18 protein-coding genes are annotated in these 15,930 nt (G+C 65.3%); 10 read left to right on the top strand and 8 right to left on the bottom strand.

The window, feature by feature from the left end; genetic code table 11:
- Positions 1 to 64: 64 nt before the first annotated feature.
- Positions 65 to 244: a hypothetical protein gene (locus tag ACMV8A_RS06430; RefSeq protein WP_495324933.1), complete on the bottom strand. Its 180-nt coding sequence runs from the start codon at positions 242 to 244 to the stop codon at positions 65 to 67.
- A 10-nt stretch (positions 245 to 254) separates the two neighbouring features.
- Positions 255 to 743: a cyclic pyranopterin monophosphate synthase MoaC gene (gene moaC, locus ACMV8A_RS06425; RefSeq protein ID WP_495324932.1), complete on the bottom strand. Its 489-nt coding sequence runs from the start codon at positions 741 to 743 to the stop codon at positions 255 to 257.
- Positions 744 to 834: 91 nt separating this feature from the next.
- Here moaC and moaD point away from each other — a divergent pair, with 91 nt between their 5' ends.
- Genes moaD through ACMV8A_RS06410 form a run of 3 tightly spaced genes read left to right on the top strand, consistent with a single transcriptional unit; the run spans position 835 to position 1,969 of the window.
- The gene (gene moaD, locus ACMV8A_RS06420; RefSeq protein WP_495324931.1) at positions 835 to 1,068 is read left to right on the top strand and encodes a molybdopterin converting factor subunit 1; all 234 of its coding nucleotides are present in this window, start codon (positions 835 to 837) and stop codon (positions 1,066 to 1,068) included.
- A gap of 1 nt (position 1,069) precedes the next feature.
- Positions 1,070 to 1,513 (top strand): molybdenum cofactor biosynthesis protein MoaE, encoded by a 444-nt coding sequence (locus tag ACMV8A_RS06415; RefSeq protein WP_495324930.1) that lies wholly within the window; start codon positions 1,070 to 1,072, stop codon positions 1,511 to 1,513.
- A gap of 60 nt (positions 1,514 to 1,573) precedes the next feature.
- Positions 1,574 to 1,969, top strand: a complete 396-nt coding sequence (locus ACMV8A_RS06410) for a TraR/DksA family transcriptional regulator (RefSeq protein ID WP_495324929.1) — start codon at positions 1,574 to 1,576, stop codon at positions 1,967 to 1,969.
- Positions 1,970 to 2,138: 169 nt separating this feature from the next.
- Here ACMV8A_RS06410 and ACMV8A_RS06405 read toward each other — a convergent pair whose 3' ends face one another.
- On the bottom strand, positions 2,139 to 2,660 hold the full coding sequence (locus ACMV8A_RS06405) for a metallophosphoesterase family protein (protein ID WP_495324970.1): 522 nt from the start codon (positions 2,658 to 2,660) through the stop codon (positions 2,139 to 2,141).
- A gap of 103 nt (positions 2,661 to 2,763) precedes the next feature.
- On the opposite strand from ACMV8A_RS06405, the gene ACMV8A_RS06400 reads away from it, so the two are divergent.
- Positions 2,764 to 2,958 carry a YjfB family protein gene (locus ACMV8A_RS06400; protein WP_495324928.1) on the top strand — a complete coding sequence of 65 codons (195 nt, stop codon included), beginning with the start codon at positions 2,764 to 2,766 and terminating at the stop codon, positions 2,956 to 2,958.
- A 2-nt stretch (positions 2,959 to 2,960) separates the two neighbouring features.
- On the opposite strand, the gene ACMV8A_RS06395 is transcribed toward ACMV8A_RS06400, so the two are convergent.
- Together ACMV8A_RS06395 and rnd are read right to left on the bottom strand one after the other, a co-directional pair.
- Entirely contained in the window at positions 2,961 to 4,130 is a 1,170-nt protein-coding gene (locus tag ACMV8A_RS06395; RefSeq protein WP_495324927.1) for a phospholipase D-like domain-containing protein, read from the bottom strand.
- A gap of 53 nt (positions 4,131 to 4,183) precedes the next feature.
- Positions 4,184 to 5,350: a ribonuclease D gene (gene rnd / locus ACMV8A_RS06390; RefSeq protein WP_495324926.1), complete on the bottom strand. Its 1,167-nt coding sequence runs from the start codon at positions 5,348 to 5,350 to the stop codon at positions 4,184 to 4,186.
- A 119-nt stretch (positions 5,351 to 5,469) separates the two neighbouring features.
- Between rnd and ACMV8A_RS06385 the strand changes: the two genes are divergently transcribed.
- The 4 genes from ACMV8A_RS06385 (at position 5,470) to ACMV8A_RS06370 (ending at position 8,715) form a co-directional block, all read left to right on the top strand.
- Entirely contained in the window at positions 5,470 to 5,970 is a 501-nt protein-coding gene (locus tag ACMV8A_RS06385) for a hypothetical protein (protein WP_495324925.1), read from the top strand.
- A 29-nt stretch (positions 5,971 to 5,999) separates the two neighbouring features.
- Positions 6,000 to 7,352 (top strand): UDP-N-acetylmuramate:L-alanyl-gamma-D-glutamyl-meso-diaminopimelate ligase, encoded by a 1,353-nt coding sequence (mpl, locus tag ACMV8A_RS06380; RefSeq protein WP_495324924.1) that lies wholly within the window; start codon positions 6,000 to 6,002, stop codon positions 7,350 to 7,352.
- Between the two features lie 160 nt (positions 7,353 to 7,512).
- Positions 7,513 to 8,118, top strand: coding sequence for a flavin prenyltransferase UbiX (locus tag ACMV8A_RS06375; RefSeq protein ID WP_495324923.1), 606 nt, complete (start codon positions 7,513 to 7,515; stop codon positions 8,116 to 8,118).
- Positions 8,119 to 8,127: 9 nt separating this feature from the next.
- On the top strand, positions 8,128 to 8,715 hold the full coding sequence (locus ACMV8A_RS06370; RefSeq protein ID WP_495324922.1) for an LON peptidase substrate-binding domain-containing protein: 588 nt from the start codon (positions 8,128 to 8,130) through the stop codon (positions 8,713 to 8,715).
- A gap of 25 nt (positions 8,716 to 8,740) precedes the next feature.
- Here ACMV8A_RS06370 and ACMV8A_RS06365 read toward each other — a convergent pair whose 3' ends face one another.
- Positions 8,741 to 10,696 (bottom strand): VTT domain-containing protein, encoded by a 1,956-nt coding sequence (locus ACMV8A_RS06365; protein WP_495324921.1) that lies wholly within the window; start codon positions 10,694 to 10,696, stop codon positions 8,741 to 8,743.
- Positions 10,697 to 10,904: 208 nt separating this feature from the next.
- Between ACMV8A_RS06365 and ACMV8A_RS06360 the strand changes: the two genes are divergently transcribed.
- A complete protein-coding gene (locus ACMV8A_RS06360; RefSeq protein ID WP_495324920.1) occupies positions 10,905 to 12,182 on the top strand; it encodes a bifunctional O-acetylhomoserine aminocarboxypropyltransferase/cysteine synthase in 1,278 nt (425 codons plus the stop codon).
- 66 nt (positions 12,183 to 12,248) lie between these two features.
- On the opposite strand, the gene ACMV8A_RS06355 is transcribed toward ACMV8A_RS06360, so the two are convergent.
- Complete coding sequence (locus ACMV8A_RS06355) at positions 12,249 to 12,560, bottom strand: DUF2934 domain-containing protein (RefSeq protein ID WP_495324919.1); 312 nt, start codon at positions 12,558 to 12,560, stop codon at positions 12,249 to 12,251.
- A 328-nt stretch (positions 12,561 to 12,888) separates the two neighbouring features.
- On the opposite strand from ACMV8A_RS06355, the gene ACMV8A_RS06350 reads away from it, so the two are divergent.
- Complete coding sequence (locus ACMV8A_RS06350) at positions 12,889 to 13,725, top strand: rhodanese-like domain-containing protein (RefSeq protein WP_495324918.1); 837 nt, start codon at positions 12,889 to 12,891, stop codon at positions 13,723 to 13,725.
- Between the two features lie 8 nt (positions 13,726 to 13,733).
- Here ACMV8A_RS06350 and ACMV8A_RS06345 read toward each other — a convergent pair whose 3' ends face one another.
- Complete coding sequence (locus ACMV8A_RS06345; protein ID WP_495324917.1) at positions 13,734 to 15,926, bottom strand: hybrid sensor histidine kinase/response regulator; 2,193 nt, start codon at positions 15,924 to 15,926, stop codon at positions 13,734 to 13,736.
- Positions 15,927 to 15,930 lie beyond the last annotated feature (4 nt).

Raw genomic sequence — 15,930 nt, 5'->3', positions numbered from 1 at the left:
CCCGTGGTGCGCGGCCCGCAGCGGGCCGGATACGGAAGGGTTTAGTACAGGGGTAGCCCGCTGGCTAGGGTTTGGGCTTGAGCATCACCAGGTAGATGCCCAGCCCCGCCACCGCCGTCCATAGCACAAAGGCGAGGGGGCCAAAGGTTTCCCACATCGTGCCCATGAACAGCAGCATGAAGAGGGCGAGGGCGAGGACGGCGTTGCCGAGCCAGAAGGTGGGGCCGAATTCTTGATCGTTCATGGGGGATTGCTCAGCTAGAGGTTTCTTCGCGGCGCCAGTGACCGGACTTGCCGCCCTTCTTTTCCAGTAGGCGCACCTGGTCGATGGTCATGCCGCGGTCCACCGCCTTGCACATGTCGTAGACAGTGAGCAGGGCGACCTGCACCGCGGTGAGCGCCTCCATTTCGACCCCGGTCTGACCGGCGGTCTCGCAGGTGGCGCGGCAGTGCACGGCATTGTTGGCTTCATCCAGTTCGAATTCGATGTCGACGTGGGTGAGGGCGATGGGGTGGCACAGCGGGATCAGTTCGGCGGTCTTCTTGGCGCCCATGATGCCGGCGATGCGCGCCACCCCGAGCACATCGCCTTTCTTGGCGTTGCCCTGCGCCACCCGTGCCAGGGTGGCCGGCAGCATGGTGATGCGTCCGGCGGCGACGGCGCTGCGGGCGGTGACGGCCTTGGCGCCGACGTCCACCATGTGGGCCGCGCCGGCAGTGTTGAAATGGGTCAATTCGCTCATGGGCGGTGTCTCGTGCGGGCAATTGGTTCGTCGAGGGCAACCATGATAGGCTCTCGATGGATAGCGGCGCAAATGAACGGGGACAAAGAACATGACTGTCGCAGTGAAATTCTTTGCCAGCCTGAAAGAACAGTTGGGGTGCGACGGCGCCACCGTGGAGATCGGCGAGGTGGCGACGGCGGCCGATGTCTGGCTGCAGGCCTCCGGCGGCAAGGCCATGCCGGGCAATGTGCTGGTGGCCATCAACATGGAATACTCCGATCAGAATGCCACCGTACAGGACGGTGACGAGGTGGCCTTCTTTCCGCCGGTGACCGGAGGCTGAAGTGAAGATCGAGGTACGCGCCGCACCGCTCGAACCCTGGCGCGAGGTGGCGGAATACGAACTCTCGCAGACTGCGCTGCACGGTGCGGCCGGGGCGGCCGCCGTTTTCGTCGGCACCATGCGCGACATCAATGAAGGCGATGCGGTCCATGCCATGACCCTGGAGCACTACCCGGGGATGACCGAGAAGCATCTGGAAAAGATTTGCCGCGCCGCCAGCGAGCGCTGGGAACTGCTCGATACCCTGATCGTTCATCGCGTCGGTGAACTGCATCCGGCCGATCCCATCGTGCTGGTGGCGGTGTGGTCGGCCCACCGCAAGGATGCCTTTGAGGCCTGCCGCCACATCATGGAAGACCTCAAGTCCAACGCCCCATTCTGGAAGAAGGAACGGCTGCCCACGGGCGATCACCGCTGGGTGGACAAGAACACCGCCGGATATTGAGTCGGAATGTTGTTGGCGGACCGAAGACCGCCCTGCAGGTTCGACCTACAAGGAAATACCATGACGCGTTTGAGCGACGATCAACTGAACACCCTCAAGCATCTGCTGAACGCTGAGCGCACGCGCCTGCGCGGCGAGATCCGCGATCATCTGCTGGTAACGGATCGGGAGCAGTACGGTGATCTGGCCGGTCAGGTGCATGATGCCGGCGAAGAGTCGGTGGCCGATCTGCTCACCGACGTCAATGTCGCGGTGATGGGGCGCCTGATCATCGAGCTGCGCGAGGCGGAGGCGGCGCTGGAACGCATCAGTGCCGGCGGCTACGGTCTGTGCGAGGACTGCGGTATCGACATCCCCTATGCCCGCCTACAGGCCTACCCGGCGGCGCGGCGCTGCATCGAACATCAGGAACAGCATGAAAAGCAGTACGCCGAAGAGGGTCGGCCCTCGTTGTAGAAGACAGGCACTAGGGACAAGATACAAGGTGTAGCGGCATAGTCGATTTGGCCATCTGATGACGTCTCTTGTCTTGTTTCCAGCGCTCAATGTCTGGCTGTGATTTCAGCCCCTCCCGTGCATGAAAACCTCGTAACTCTCCGCGCCTCTGCGTCTCTGCGGCGGGTTGTTATTTCTTACCCCCGGGCACGTCGCGGATTTCGAACGCCATGGTTTCCAGATCGCCGAAGATGTAGCTGGCACGCGGGCCGACGCCGGCCACGGTGCCGGGATTGAGCAGCAGGGTGCTGCCGCCCTTGACGTTGTCGATGGTCTTGATGACGGGGCGGTGGTCATGGCCGCAGCAGACGATATCGTAATCGCCGGTGAGGGCCAGGGCATGGGCGTAGTGCGGATAGTGCACCAGGAAGATGCGCTTGCCGCCCTGCTCGAGGCCGGCGTCCTGGCCGTGATAGAAGACCACGCTGCCCGGTTCCTGCGCCAGCATGAACATGGCGTAGGTGTCGCCCATGTTGTTGCCGTGGATGACGTGCACCGGCAGGCCGAACTGCTGCAACGGCCGCAGCGCCGTGGGCGCCACCACGTCGCCGCAGTGCCAGACCACCTGGGCGCCCAACTCCTTGGCCTCGGCCACGGCGGCAGTTAGCAGGGAGCGGTTGTCGTGGCTATCGGAAACAAGACAGATTTTCATGCTGCGCATGGTGCCACGCCCGCCGGACCCGGCCAAGGGGCGGGGCTAAAGTTTTCCCGCCGCCGGACGCTGTTCCATTAACCGTCCGCCGGAGAGTGCAAGTATGGATGTAGCTGCCCTGAGTGCCGTCGCCAGTGCGATGCGGGCCCAGCAGGTGGGTGATGCCGTCGCTGTCAGCGTGTTGCGCAAGGCCCTCGATGTGCAGGTGGCCGGCGCCGTGGCGCTGTTGCAGGCCCTGCCGCAGCCGGCGCCGGCATTACCCGCCAATCTCGGTACTCACCTCAACGTCACGGCCTGAGTTCATGGCTTCGGGCCGCGTCGGTGGCCCTGGCTGAGCCGCTCCAGCCACAACTCCACCCATCCCCAGAAGCGCTCCTGCACGCGCCGGTGCCAGGAGCGCTGGCGCCACTCGCTGGCGAGAAACTCCCGGCTGTGGGTGAAGTCGGCTTCGAGCAGCGCGGCTACCTGCTCGGCCAGGCCGTGATCTTCCACCTCCTGATTGGCCTCGAGATTCCAGCTGAAATTCCAGCGGTCGATGTTGCTGGAGCCGATGGACACCCAGGTGTCGCACAGCAGAATCTTGGCATGCAGAAAACGCGGCTGATATTCGAAGATACGCACGCCGGCGGCGAGCAGCTTGCTGTAGTAGCGCCGGCCGGCATGGCGCACGCCGGGGTGATCGGTGTGCGGGCCGGGCAGCAGCAGGCGCACGTCGCAGCCCTGGCGCGCCGCCTGATACAGGGCGCGGCGGATCTTCCACGATGGAATGAAATAGGCGCTGGCGATCCAGATGCGGCGTTCGGCGCCGCGCAGGCGCTTGAGCAGCGAGCGTTTGATCTCCATGCGCAGCGGCTCGTTGAGGGTGACGCGGCCGGCGCTGTGGCCAGGGGCGGTGCCGTCGTTGTCCGGCGCCAAGGGCAGGTCTGGCATATCGCTGCGGTTGTTGTGGACCAGATGCCACACCTGGGCGAAGGCGGCGTGCCAGTCGGCCACGCAGGGGCCGCGTATGGCGAGCATCACGTCATGCCAGTGCATGGGTACAACCGGGGCGAATTCATCGGTGATACCGGCGCCGCCGGTAAATGCCACGGTGCCGTCCACCAGCAGCAGCTTGCGATGGTCACGCCACAGATTGCGGCGTAGTTTGCCGTAGCGCAGCGGATTGTAGAAGGCGAGATGTACGCCGGCATTGATCAGGTGCTGGCGATCGCCTTGGTTCAACTCGCGGGCGCCGAAGTCATCTAGCAACACGTAGACGCGCACGCCGCGCGCGGCGGCGGTCGCCAGTGCATCAATGAATTCGCTGGCGATGGTGCCCGACTCGAACAGGTACATCTCCAGCAGCACATACTGCTGCGCTGCCTTGATGGCGGTGAGCATGGTGGGAAAGAAACGCCCGCCGTCGACCAGCAGTTCGAAGCGGTTGCTGCTGCGCCAGGGGAAACGTTTGCGGTTGAGGGTGGCCTGCATGGCGTCTAACTGAAGTTTTCAGTCTCCCAGGACAAGGGGTGGCGCCCTGTTCCTCAACAGGTCGCAGCGTTTGTATTTTCCACCACTTCGAGCCGGTTCTGCCGCACATGCAGGAACAATTCCCCGCGCAGCAGCCGTTCCAGATCGTGGCCCACCAGTTGCGCACGCCAGCCGTGGCGCAGTGCGGCCTCGGGATCGTTACTCAGCAGACGCTCCACCTCGCGCCGCGGCGCCAGTGTGGGGACGCTCACCTGATGCTGTTGGGCGCGCAGCCGCACCAGCGCCATCATGGCGTCGACCAGTGCCTCCTGTTCCGGCGCGAGGCGTACCGTCGTCTCCAGTTGCGGCCAGTCTTCCTTCGGCATCTTGCGGCCTAGCTGGATCAGTTCCAGCAGGCGTTTGCCGTTGCGCTCCACGGTGCCCTTTTCCAGGCCGCGGATGCGGCCGAGCTTGTCCAGGCTGTCCGGCATCAGTTTGGCCATGTCGAACATCACCTCGTCTTTCAACACCCAGCGCCGCGGCCGATCGGAGTCCTGCGCCACCTGTTCGCGCCAGGCGGCGACCTGCTGTAGCACAGCCAACTGCGCGCCCTTGAGGAAATTGACGCCCTTGATGCGGCGCCAGGCCTCCTGCGGCGGATTTTCGTAGGTGCGCGGATCGGACAGGGCGGCGAAGTCCTCCGCCAGCCAGGGCAGGCGGCCGTTCTGCTCCAGGGCGGCGCGCTGCTTCTGATACACCTGCACCAGGTAGCGCACGTCGTCGGCGGCATACTCCAGCTGTTCCGGAGTGAGTGGGCGCAGGCTCCAGTCGGCCCGGCTGTGGGCTTTTTCCAGCTCCACGCCCAGGGTCTCCTTCACCAGTGCGCCGTAGCCGATCTGATCGCCGTGACCGAGCAGGGTGGCGGCGAGCTGGGTGTCGAACACCGGCGCCGGCGGCGTGCCGCGCATGACATGGAAGATTTCCAGATCCTGCCGCGCGGCATGAAACACCTTGAGGATGGCCGGGTCGTACAGCAGTTCCAGCAACGGGCCGAGGTCGTCGATGCCGAAGGGATCGATGCAGGCGGCGCCGTCGGGGGTGGCGATCTGGATCAGGCACAGCTGCGGGTAGTAGCTCTTCTCGCGCATGAACTCGGTGTCGAGGGCAAACCAGTCGTGCTGGCGCAGTTCGTTGCAGTAGGCGGCGAGGTCGGCGGGATTATCGATATACGGTACGGACATGGGCGGCTCGTGGTTCGCGGAAAGTGCGCCAAGTATACGGTGAGCGGCGGTGCATTGCTGCCGCAGCGAGGCGAAAGGTATCATGGGCCGCCGCCGCTACGGCGCTGGAACCCTGCACGATGGAACAATTGCTCAAGGTATTCATGGATATCTGCCGGCTCCGCGCCGGACCACAGCACCTGCCTGCATCACGCTTTCTACTCCTGCTCACGCTGCTGACGCATGCGCTGCTGGGGCTGGTGTTTGCCCTGTTCACCCTGCCGCTGGCGCAATCCCTGCTGGCGGCGGTGCTTGGCACCGTGCTGCTGCTGGGCGTGGTGCAGGGCTTGCTGTTGGTGCACCGCAAGCCGCAGCGGCTGCAGCAGACGGCCACCGCACTGGCCGGCTGCGAGATCGTGCTGGGCCTGCTGGCCCTGCCGCTCACGGCCTGGTTCTATGCGGCGGAGGGCGACAGCGCGCGCGCCGTGCCTTCGCTGCTGTCGCTGGTGGTGATCGTGTGGAGCGTGGTGGTGACGGTACATATCCTGCGTCACGCCCTGGAGGTCAATCAGGGGGTCGCCCTGCTGTTTGCCCTCGGTTACACCTTTCTCGCCTACAGCGTGATGGGCCTGGTGGTCTGACGGCAGAGAATCCAACGTAAAGGCATCCCATGCACATACACATCCTCGGCATCTGCGGCACCTTCATGGGCGGCATTGCGCTGCTGGCGCGTGCCGCCGGCCATACGGTATCGGGCCAGGATGCCGGCGTGTATCCGCCCATGAGCGAGCAGCTTGCCGCTGCCGGCATCGACCTCACCGAGGGCTATGCGCCGCAAGGCATCCCGGCGCACACCGACAGGGTGGTGATCGGCAATGCCCTGTCGCGCGGCAACGCGGCGGTGGAGCATGTGCTGAACCGCAACATCCCCTACACCTCCGGGCCGCAGTGGCTGGCCGAACATGTGCTGCGCGACAAGTGGGTGCTCGCCGTCGCCGGCACCCACGGCAAGACCACCACCGCCTCCATGCTGGCCTGGATCCTGGACTATGCCGGCATGGCGCCGGGTTTTCTCATCGGCGGCGTGCCGCACAATTTCGGCCTCTCCGCCCGTGGCGGCGACACGCCGTTCTTCGTGGTGGAGGCGGACGAGTACGACACCGCCTTCTTCGACAAGCGTTCCAAATTTGTGCATTACCGGCCGCGTACGGCGATCCTCAACAACCTGGAATACGACCACGCCGACATCTTCCCTGACCTCACCGCCATCGAACGGCAGTTCCACCATCTGGTGCGCACGGTGCCGGGCGAGGGGCTGATCCTGGCGCCGGCAGCGGATGCGGCGCTGGCGCGGGTATTGAAGATGGGCTGCTGGACGCCGGTGGAGCGGTTTGGCGCTACCGACGGCTGGAGTGCGCAGCTGCTGGCCGGGGATGGCAGCCGGTTTGAGGTTTTCTGGAACGGCGTGAAGCAGGGCGCGGTACAGTGGGAGCTGCTCGGCGGGCACAACGTCAGCAATGCCCTCGCCGCCATCGGCGCGGCGCGCCATGCCGGTGTGCCGGCGGCGCAGGCCTGCGCGGCGCTGGGTGAGTTCAAGAGCGTGCGGCGCCGGCTGGAACTGCGCGGCGTGGCGGGGGATGTGGCGGTGTACGACGACTTCGCCCACCATCCCACCGCCATCGAGACCACCCTGGCCGGCCTGCGCAAGCGGGTCGGCAGCGCCCGCATCCTGGCGGTGCTGGAGCCGCGTTCCAACACCATGCGTCTCGGCGTGCACCGCGATACCCTGGGGCCGTCCCTGGCCGCCGCCGATCTGGTGTTCCTCTACCACCCGTCCGACCTGGGTTGGGATCTGGGCGCCGCAGCCGCATCTCTCGGAGAGCGGGGCATCGTCTACGCTGATATCGATGCCATCGTCGCCGCCGTACGCGCCGCGGCCCGCCCCGGCGACCACGTGCTGGTGATGAGCAACGGCGGCTTCGGCGGTATCCACGCCAAGCTGCTGGACGCCCTGAAACACTGAACATCTGCCGCAGAGACGCGGAGGCGCGGAGAATGTTAATGAAGTCCGAGCATTACCCCATCGCCCGCCCGGTCGGCTCGCCGCTGTGCAAGACAGCGGATTTTTACGAACAGGCTGTCTCTGTATCTCTGCGTCTCTGCGACAAAGGGGTTTGCTCACGATGAGCCGCGACGCCATCGCCCTGGCCATGACCGGTGCCTCCGGCGCGCCCTATGGCCTGCGTCTGTTGCAGTGTCTGATCGAGGCCGGGCAGCCGGTGTATCTGATGGTGTCGGCGCCGGCGCAGGTGGTGTTGGCGACGGAAACCGATTTGAAGGTGCCGGGGCGGCCGGAGGAGATGCAGGCCTTTTTCAGCGGCATGTACGCGGCCGCACCGGGCCAGTTGCAGGTGTTTGGCAAGGACCAGTGGCTGGCGCCGGTGGCCAGCGGCTCCAGCGCGCCGCGGGCAATGGTGGTGTGTCCCTGTTCCACCGGCACCCTGTCGGCCATCGCCACCGGCGCCAGCAACAATCTCATGGAGCGTGCCGCCGACGTGATGCTGAAGGAGCGGCGCCAGTTGATCATCGTGCCGCGCGAGATGCCGCTGTCGGCGATTCATCTGGAACACATGCTCACCCTGGCCCGTCTCGGCGTCACCGTGATGCCGGCGGCGCCCGGCTTCTATCACCAGCCGCAGCAGGTGTCCGATCTGGTGGACTTTGTGGTGGCGCGCATCCTTGATCATCTCGGCCTGGAACAGAGGCTTGCCCCACGCTGGGGCGACTAGGTTTGCATCATGCGCAGGCTGAACATACCGCTGTTTCCCCTGCATACCGTCCTGTTTCCCGGCGGCGTCCTGCCGCTACGTATCTTTGAGCCGCGCTATCTCGACATGGTGAGCGACTGCCTGCGGCAGGACAGCGGCTTCGGTATCTGTCTGATCCGTGAGGGCAAGGAGATCGGTGTCGCGGCGAGTACCTACGAGGTCGGCACGCTGGCGCGCATCAGCTGGTTCGATCGCCGCGACGATGGCCTGCTCGGCATCAACGTCAGCGGCGAGCAGCGCTTCCGCATCCTCACCAGCGAGGTGCAGCCCAACCAGTTGGTCCGCGCCGAGGTGGAATTGCTGGCGGCGGAGCCGCCCTGCGTTGTGCCGGAGGACTATCGGCACCTGGCCCAACTGCTACAGGGCATCCTGGATCAGCTCGACTTTCCCTACGCCAAGCTGCCGCGCCATTATGATGATGCGGCCTGGCTTGGTGCCCGCCTCACCGAACTGCTGCCGCTCAAGCTGGAGCTGAAGCAATACCTGTTGCAACTGGACGATGCACTGGCGCGGCTGGAGCGTTTGCGCGCCGTGATGGAAAACGGGGATTTTGTCTAGGCAGGTGAGCGTCCAGACCATGGCTTCACCGCTGCACCAGCACCGCCTCGCGGCCATCTTCCCGCCGTACCACGTTTATCCTCCAGCCCGCCGCGTGCAGATCCTCCCGCAGTGGTGGCAGCGGTGTGGCGAAATCCTCCACCGTGCGTGGTACGGCAAAGCTGCCCAGTACGCGCGCGCTCTCCAGCCAGGTGCAGTTGCCGATCCACAAAGGGGTATCGCCCGGTTGCAGTCGCACTCCGCTGGGCCACAACCGCAAAGCCTGCACACGGTGGCCGTCCGGCGCAGGGCGGATCAGCAGCAGGTGCTGGTGGTGGCCGGCATGGACCTGGGGCAACACCGGCAATTGCGCCGGCGCGGCAGAGAGGTTGAGCCATTGCAGCCAGCTCAGGGCGTCGAGGGCGACGGGGCGCCGCCAGCCCTGTGCCTCCAACACCAGTTGCAGTGCCGTCAGCTCGCCGGCGTATTGCACCGTGAGCGGATGGCTGTGGCGGTGGCGCACGTCATCGCGCTCGCCAGGCAGGCTCGCCCAGCCCTGTTGCCACCAGTGGGTAACGTCCATCGGGTGGTCGGGTGCGCGGACGGCATAGTGCGCCAGATCGGTCGCAAATTGGTGCGTCCGATACCATGCGCCCGCCATGAGTACCGTCAGCAGCACCACTGCCAGCAGCGGGCGCGCGGCGGGCCGGCCTGCCGGGTGGCGTAGCCAGGCGACACCCAGCAGAGTCGCCCACAGCAGTCCGAGCGACAGGCCGATCAACACCGCCGACAGCGGCTGACTGTCCAGATACAGGTGGGCAAAGCCGATCAGGGCCAGCAGCAGGGACGTGGCGCTATAGGTCAGCCAGTGCCAGCGTTCGCCGCAGCCGCGGCTGAGCAACACGGCGAGAAAGCCATAGAGGGCGGCGGCAGCCACCACCGCCTTGGCCGGCGCGATCCCCGCAGGGGTGAGCCCCTGCAGCAGGGCGAACAGGAGCGCGAACAGCGCTGCCGCGAGCCAGTGACTGGCGGCCTGCCACTGGCGGCGGAGCAGGAGCCAGAGCAGCACTGTGCCGAACAGCGGCAGCAGGGTGAGCGGCGCGCCCAGGGCCGCGAGGGGCAGCAGCAGCCGATCCGCCCACGGTGTGCGCAGCGCCTCCAGGGCGTGGCGCAGCGCCTCGTCCAGATCCGGCAGCGGTCCGCCCCCCAGTGCCTGCACCGTCCACAGCAGCGTAGCGCCGGCCAGAAGCAACAGCAGGCCGAGCAGGCTGAGGCCACGTGCCTCGGGATGGGCTGGGTCGAGCAGGGCGGCGGGTAGATGGCCGAGGCGCGGGTGGCGCTCGGCCCAGAACAGGCCGCGCCGCAACAGGTGATAGGCCTGGCGGTGCCACCACTCGAACAGCCGGCGTGTCAGCCACAACACCAGGAACAGCAGCAACAACAGCGTGCCGAGCAACAGCGCCAGCCGCGTGGCCACCTCGGCGGCGAGGCCCAGCGAGGCGGCGAACACCATGCCGGGCAGCACATACACCGGCGCCCACAACAGGCCGGAGATCACATTCACCAGCACGAAGCGGCGCACCGGCATCTCCAGCATGCCCGCCACCACCGGGATCACCGGTCGGATCGGCCCGATGAAGCGGCCGAGCAGCACGCTCTTGCCGCCGTGGCGGTGGAAGAAGTCGACGGAGCGGGAGATGAGTTCCGGATGGCTGCGCAGCGGCCACATGACGCGGATGCGCTGGTGGAAGTGACGTCCCAGCCAGAAGCTGATGCCATCGCCGGCGATGGCTCCCGCCGCCGCCCAGGCCAGGGTGGGCCACAGCGGCAACACCCCGGCGCCCACCAGGGCGCCGACGCCGAACATCAACACCGCGCCGGGCAGGAACAGCCCCACCAGCGCCAGCGACTCGCCGAACGCGATGAGCAGCACCGCCACGCCGGCCCAGGCCGGGTTGGCGCGCAGCCAGTCGAGCATGATATCCAGCAGGCCGAAGTCCATGGGGTGATTCTAAAACCAATTTCGTCGCAGAGGCGCAGAGACCGCAGAGTTGACCATGAGGAGGATTCGTACTCCTGAGCGTGCGATGATGTTGGCGTAACGGCTTGGCTATTGGACAGTCCGCGCCACATCCGTAACATACGAAAAGCTTTCTCCGCGCCTCCGCGTCTCTGCGGCGGGTCTGGAACAAAAAAAGAGGAGTCACGTCGTGAAACTGGAAACCATCGCCATCCATGGCGGCTATGCCCCCGACCCCACCACCAAGGCGGTGGCGGTGCCCATCTACCAGACCACCTCCTACGCCTTCGACGACACGCAGCACGGCGCCGATCTGTTCGACCTGAAGGTGCCGGGCAATATCTACACCCGCATCATGAACCCCACCAATGCCGTGCTGGAGCAGCGCGTGGCGCAGATGGAGGGCGGCGTGGCGGCGCTGGCGGTGGCCTCGGGCATGGCGGCGATCACCTACACGGTGCAGACCCTGTGCGAGGTCGGCGACAACATCGTCACCACCGCACGCCTGTACGGCGGCACCTACAACCTGTTCGCCCACACCCTGCCACGCATGGGCATCCAGGTGCGCTTCGCGGCGCACGATGATATCGACGCCCTGGCCGCGCTCATCGACGACAAGACCAAGCTGGTGTTCTGCGAGTCCATCGGTAATCCGTCGGCCAACGTGGTGGACTTCGGCCGCCTTGCTGCCGCGGCGCACGCCAAGGGGGTGCCGCTGGTGGTGGACAACACCGTGCCCTCGCCTTATCTGTGCCGCCCCATCGAGCACGGCGCCGATATCGTGGTGCACGCCCTGACCAAATACATGGGTGGCCACGGCAACTCCATCGCCGGCATCATCATCGATTCCGGCAAGTTCGACTGGAAGGCCCATGCGAAGCGCTTCCCCATGCTCAACACACCGGACCCGTCCTATCACGGTGTGGTGTACACCGAGGCCTTCGGCCCGGCGGCCTTCATCGGCCGCGCCCGCGTGGTGCCGCTGCGCAACATGGGCGCGGCGCTGTCGCCGTTCAATGCCTTCCTGGTCCTGCAAGGCATCGAGACCCTGGCCCTGCGCATGGAGCGTCACGGCGCCAACGCCCTCCAGGTCGCGCAGATGTTGCAGAAGCATCCGCAGGTGCGCTGGGTCAATTATCCCGGCCTGCCCGATTCGCCTGATTATGCATTGGTGCAGAAGTACATGCGCGACGGCAACGGCTCCGGCATCCTGTCCTTCGGCATCGAGGGTGGACGCGAGGCGGGGGCGAAGTTCATCGACGCGCTCAAGCTCATCGTGCGTCTGGTGAATATCGGCGATGCCAAGTCGCTGGCCTGCCATCCAGCCACCACCACCCACCGCCAGCTCAACGACGCCGAGCTGAAGGCTGCCGGGGTGACCGCGGACATGGTGCGTCTGTCCATCGGCATCGAGCACATCGACGACATTATCGCCGATATCACCCAGGCCCTCGCCGCTGCCGGATAATGGGTGCCGCCGAAAGCAAAACGCCGCTGGTAACAGCGGCGTTTTGCTTTCGGGGGATGGGCAGGCCTACTTGGTCAGCCTCCCCAGCATCACGTCGATCTCGCGCTCGGCGGCACACCAGTCCTCCATCTCGGCACCGCCGCCAAAGCCGCGGTGCTGGGCACGATAGTAGGCGGCCTCGCGGATCATGTGCAGGCGCATCTCCTCACTGACGCTGGTCGCGGCCGCCTTCTTCGCACGCGGTGCGCTGGTCTTGGGGGCCGCGGTCTTCTTTGGGGCGGTTGCCTTGCTCGCGGCAGTTTTGGGGCTGGCCTTGGGCTTTGCTTCCGTGCCGGTGGTGGATTTCTTGCTGGTGGTGGTCGATTTCTTCTCTGCCATGATGCGCTCCCTGACCTGATATGCTGCGTGATGAATGTCATTTAAAATAGCTCAGTTCTTCTATTGTGCTACGAAACCTTGAAAGTTCAATGACAAATTTGCCCAGCAGGCCATAATGCGTCAGCCCGCATGGGAGCGACCGCACAACATTTGTGCGTCGCGCCGTGCATAGTTGGGACAGGGGGCCGGCGGAATAAAACCCTCCGCCCCGGACTCCATAGCAACAGAGGACGGCGGAACGGCAGGCTAAGGCCAGGCTGTTCCTGACAACAATAACCAAAGCAGGGGTTGCCACCGAACATCCGGTGGCAGAGCTGGGAGGAAAATCATGAAGATCATCAATTGTCACCGGGACGGCTACGCCTGGTTGTTGCTGACGGCATTGCTGCTGGCCGCCGCGCCGGCCTGGGCCAGCGACGAAATGCCGGGCCGTTCGCGTTACCCCACTGTCAAATGGGTGGAGCTGGCGCAGTTGCAGGCCATGCGCCCCAATGTGATCATTGTCGATACCCGCTCGCGTTACGAGTTCGATACGCTGCACATCAAGGATGCAGTGAATGTGGTGCTGGGCGAGAAGGGGTTTGTCGAGGCCATCAAGGCACTGCGCGCCGAGTCGACCCACCCCATCGTGTTCTATTGCAACGGCCGTACCTGCATGAAGTCCTATCAGGCGGCCCTGGAGGCGCAAAACAACGGTGTCGGCAATGTGTTTGCCTATGACGCCGGCATCTTCGACTGGGTCAAGGCCTATCCGGATGACTCCGTGCTGCTGGGGCGTTCTCCGGTCGATGCGGCCAGTCTCATCGGCAAGGCGAAGCTGGATGCCCATACCCTGAGCCCGGCCGATTTCGAGAAGCGCATCGGCGACAATGCCCTGATCCTCGATGTGCGCGACAAGTTCCAGCAGGAGGCCATCACCCTGTTCCCCATGCGCCAGCGCTCGGTGCCGCTGGATAACGCGGCGCTGAAGAAGTATGTCGAGCAGGCGCGACAGGAGGGCAAGACCCTGTTGATCTATGACGAAGCGGGGCAGCAGGTGCGCTGGCTGCAGTATTACCTGGAGTCCGAAAAGGTGGCCTCCTATTACTTCATGGCCGGCGGCGCCAAGGGTTATTTCGATCTGATGATGGGCGACATCGTCGGCCGCAGCGCCAAAGCAGAGTAATCGCCAGCCTAGGCCAGTTCGTGCCCGGGACCGTGGGCCTGGGTCGTGTCGAGATACTGCCGCAACAGTTCCAGCAGATGGACCTTGCCGAGTGGTTTGGGGGTAAAAGTGGTGCAGCCGGCGGCCAGGGCGGCGCGGCGATCCTCTTCCATGGCGCTGGCGCTGAGGGCCACGATGGGTATGGCGGCGCGGCCACGCTCTGCCTCGTAGGCACGGATGCGCCGGGTGGCGCTCAGGCCGTCCAGTTGCGGCATCTGGATGTCCATCAGCACCAGGTCGAAGTGGTGTCGCATGAACAGCTCCACCGTCTCCACGCCGTTGTCGGCAAAGGTGATACGGCAGGGGCTATGGCTCAGAAACTCCCTGATCACCAGGCGATTCATCGCCGAATCGTCCGCCACCAGCAGGTGTGCCGGCGGCAGCGGGGCGGTGTTGTCCGTTGAGCTGATCGCCGTAGTGCGGGCAGTCGCACCCTGAGGCAGGCGCGCGGTGAAGCTGAAGCGGCTGCCTCGGCCGACCTCGCTCTCCACAGCGATTCTTCCCCCCATGGCATCGATCAGGCGGCGGCAGATGGACAGGCCGAGGCCGGTGCCACCCTGTTGCCGCGTGTGCCCGGCGTCGAGCTGGCTGAACGGCGCGAACAGGCTGGCGAGTTGATCCGCTGCGATGCCGATACCGGTATCGGTGACGGTAAAGCGCAGCATGTCGGCGGAATCTTCCTCTGCGGTAACGCGCAACGCCACCGCACCCTGCGGGGTGAATTTGATGGCGTTGCCCACCAGGTTGACGATCACCTGGCGCAGGCGCTGGGCATCGCCGTGGCGCCATGGTGCCAGCGCTGGGTCGACCTCGATGCGCAGCTGCAAACCCTTGGCCTGGGCCTGCGGTCCGAGCAGTCCATTCACCTCGTCCAGCAGATGGCACAGGTGGAAGGTATGCTCAGCCAGTTGCAGGCCGCCAGCCTCGATGCGTGAAAAATCCAGGATGTCGTCGATGAGGTTGAGCAGGTGGCGGCCGGCGGTCTGGAAGGTGCGCACATAGCTCTGCTGTGCCTCGTTCAGCGTACTTTGCTGCAACAGCTCCGCCATGCCGAGGATGGCATGCATGGGGGTGCGGATTTCATGACTCATGGTGGCGAGGAACTGGCTTTTGATGCGGCTGGCCTTTTCCGCCGTGTCCCGGGCCTGGCGCAGCTCATCCTCCATGGCGCGCTGGGCGGTGATGTCGCGGGCGTTGACCACCAGGGCCGCCGGTTCGTTGTCGCCGATACGGCGTGCCACGCATTGCAACAGATGCCACTGGCCGTCGGCGCCACGCCAGCGGGTTTCGGCGCTGCCGCTATCACTGTTGCCGCTCAGCAGTTGCCGCATCTTGTCGCGTACCAACGCATGGTCGTCCGCATGGATCAGATCGAACACCGAGCGCCCGACGAGCTGTTCGGCATCATGGCCGAGCATGCGCTCCATGGACGGGCTGTGAAACAGCAACCGGCCGTCGGCACTGACCGCCATCAGCATGTCCGGCGCGTTTTCCACCAGGGAGCGGAAGTGCTGTTCCCGTTCCCGCAGGTGATGCAGCAGCTGGTCGTTTTCAAACCGCAGGCGGACGGCATCGAGCAGGGTGCGGTGATTGATCTCGCCGACGGTGAGGATATACACCAGATAAAACGTCAGCAGGCCGGCGGTGACCATATGGATGGGTTCGCCGATGGCGAGTATGGCGGCCGCGGGTGGCAGGATTGCCGTGATCGCAAACAGTACCACCGCCGGCCACACCGAGGCCTGCGAGGCGGCGACGCCGGCGGCGATGCCGCAGATGAGCAACAGGATCACGGCGCTGTGCAACGGATAGGTCGGGCTGTAGAGCAGGATGCCACCGGCGCCCCACATCAGGCCGTTGGCCAGGGTGCCGCGGATGAAGGAGTGCCGCCAGTGCGCGGGAGTCATGACGCCCTTGCGCAGGGCGGCCTCGTAACGGTGGTGGCGCAGGATATTGGCCAGCGCCACCAGGGTCATGGCGCCGAACCACAGTAGCAGCGGTAGCGGCTCGAGGTATTCCCACCACAGCAGGACCAGCAGGCCGGCAAACAGGATGTTCAGGGCGATGATGGACGCAGGCGCGCGGCGGTGGAACATGTCCACCAGGGCGGCCTCCACGGTGGCCGGTTGTGGGGTATGGCGGGGCGAGGCGGAGGCGTTCATTCCA

This window comes from Sulfurivermis sp., from assembly GCF_059410345.1.
This window is presented reverse-complemented; position numbering and strand designations above follow the sequence as displayed.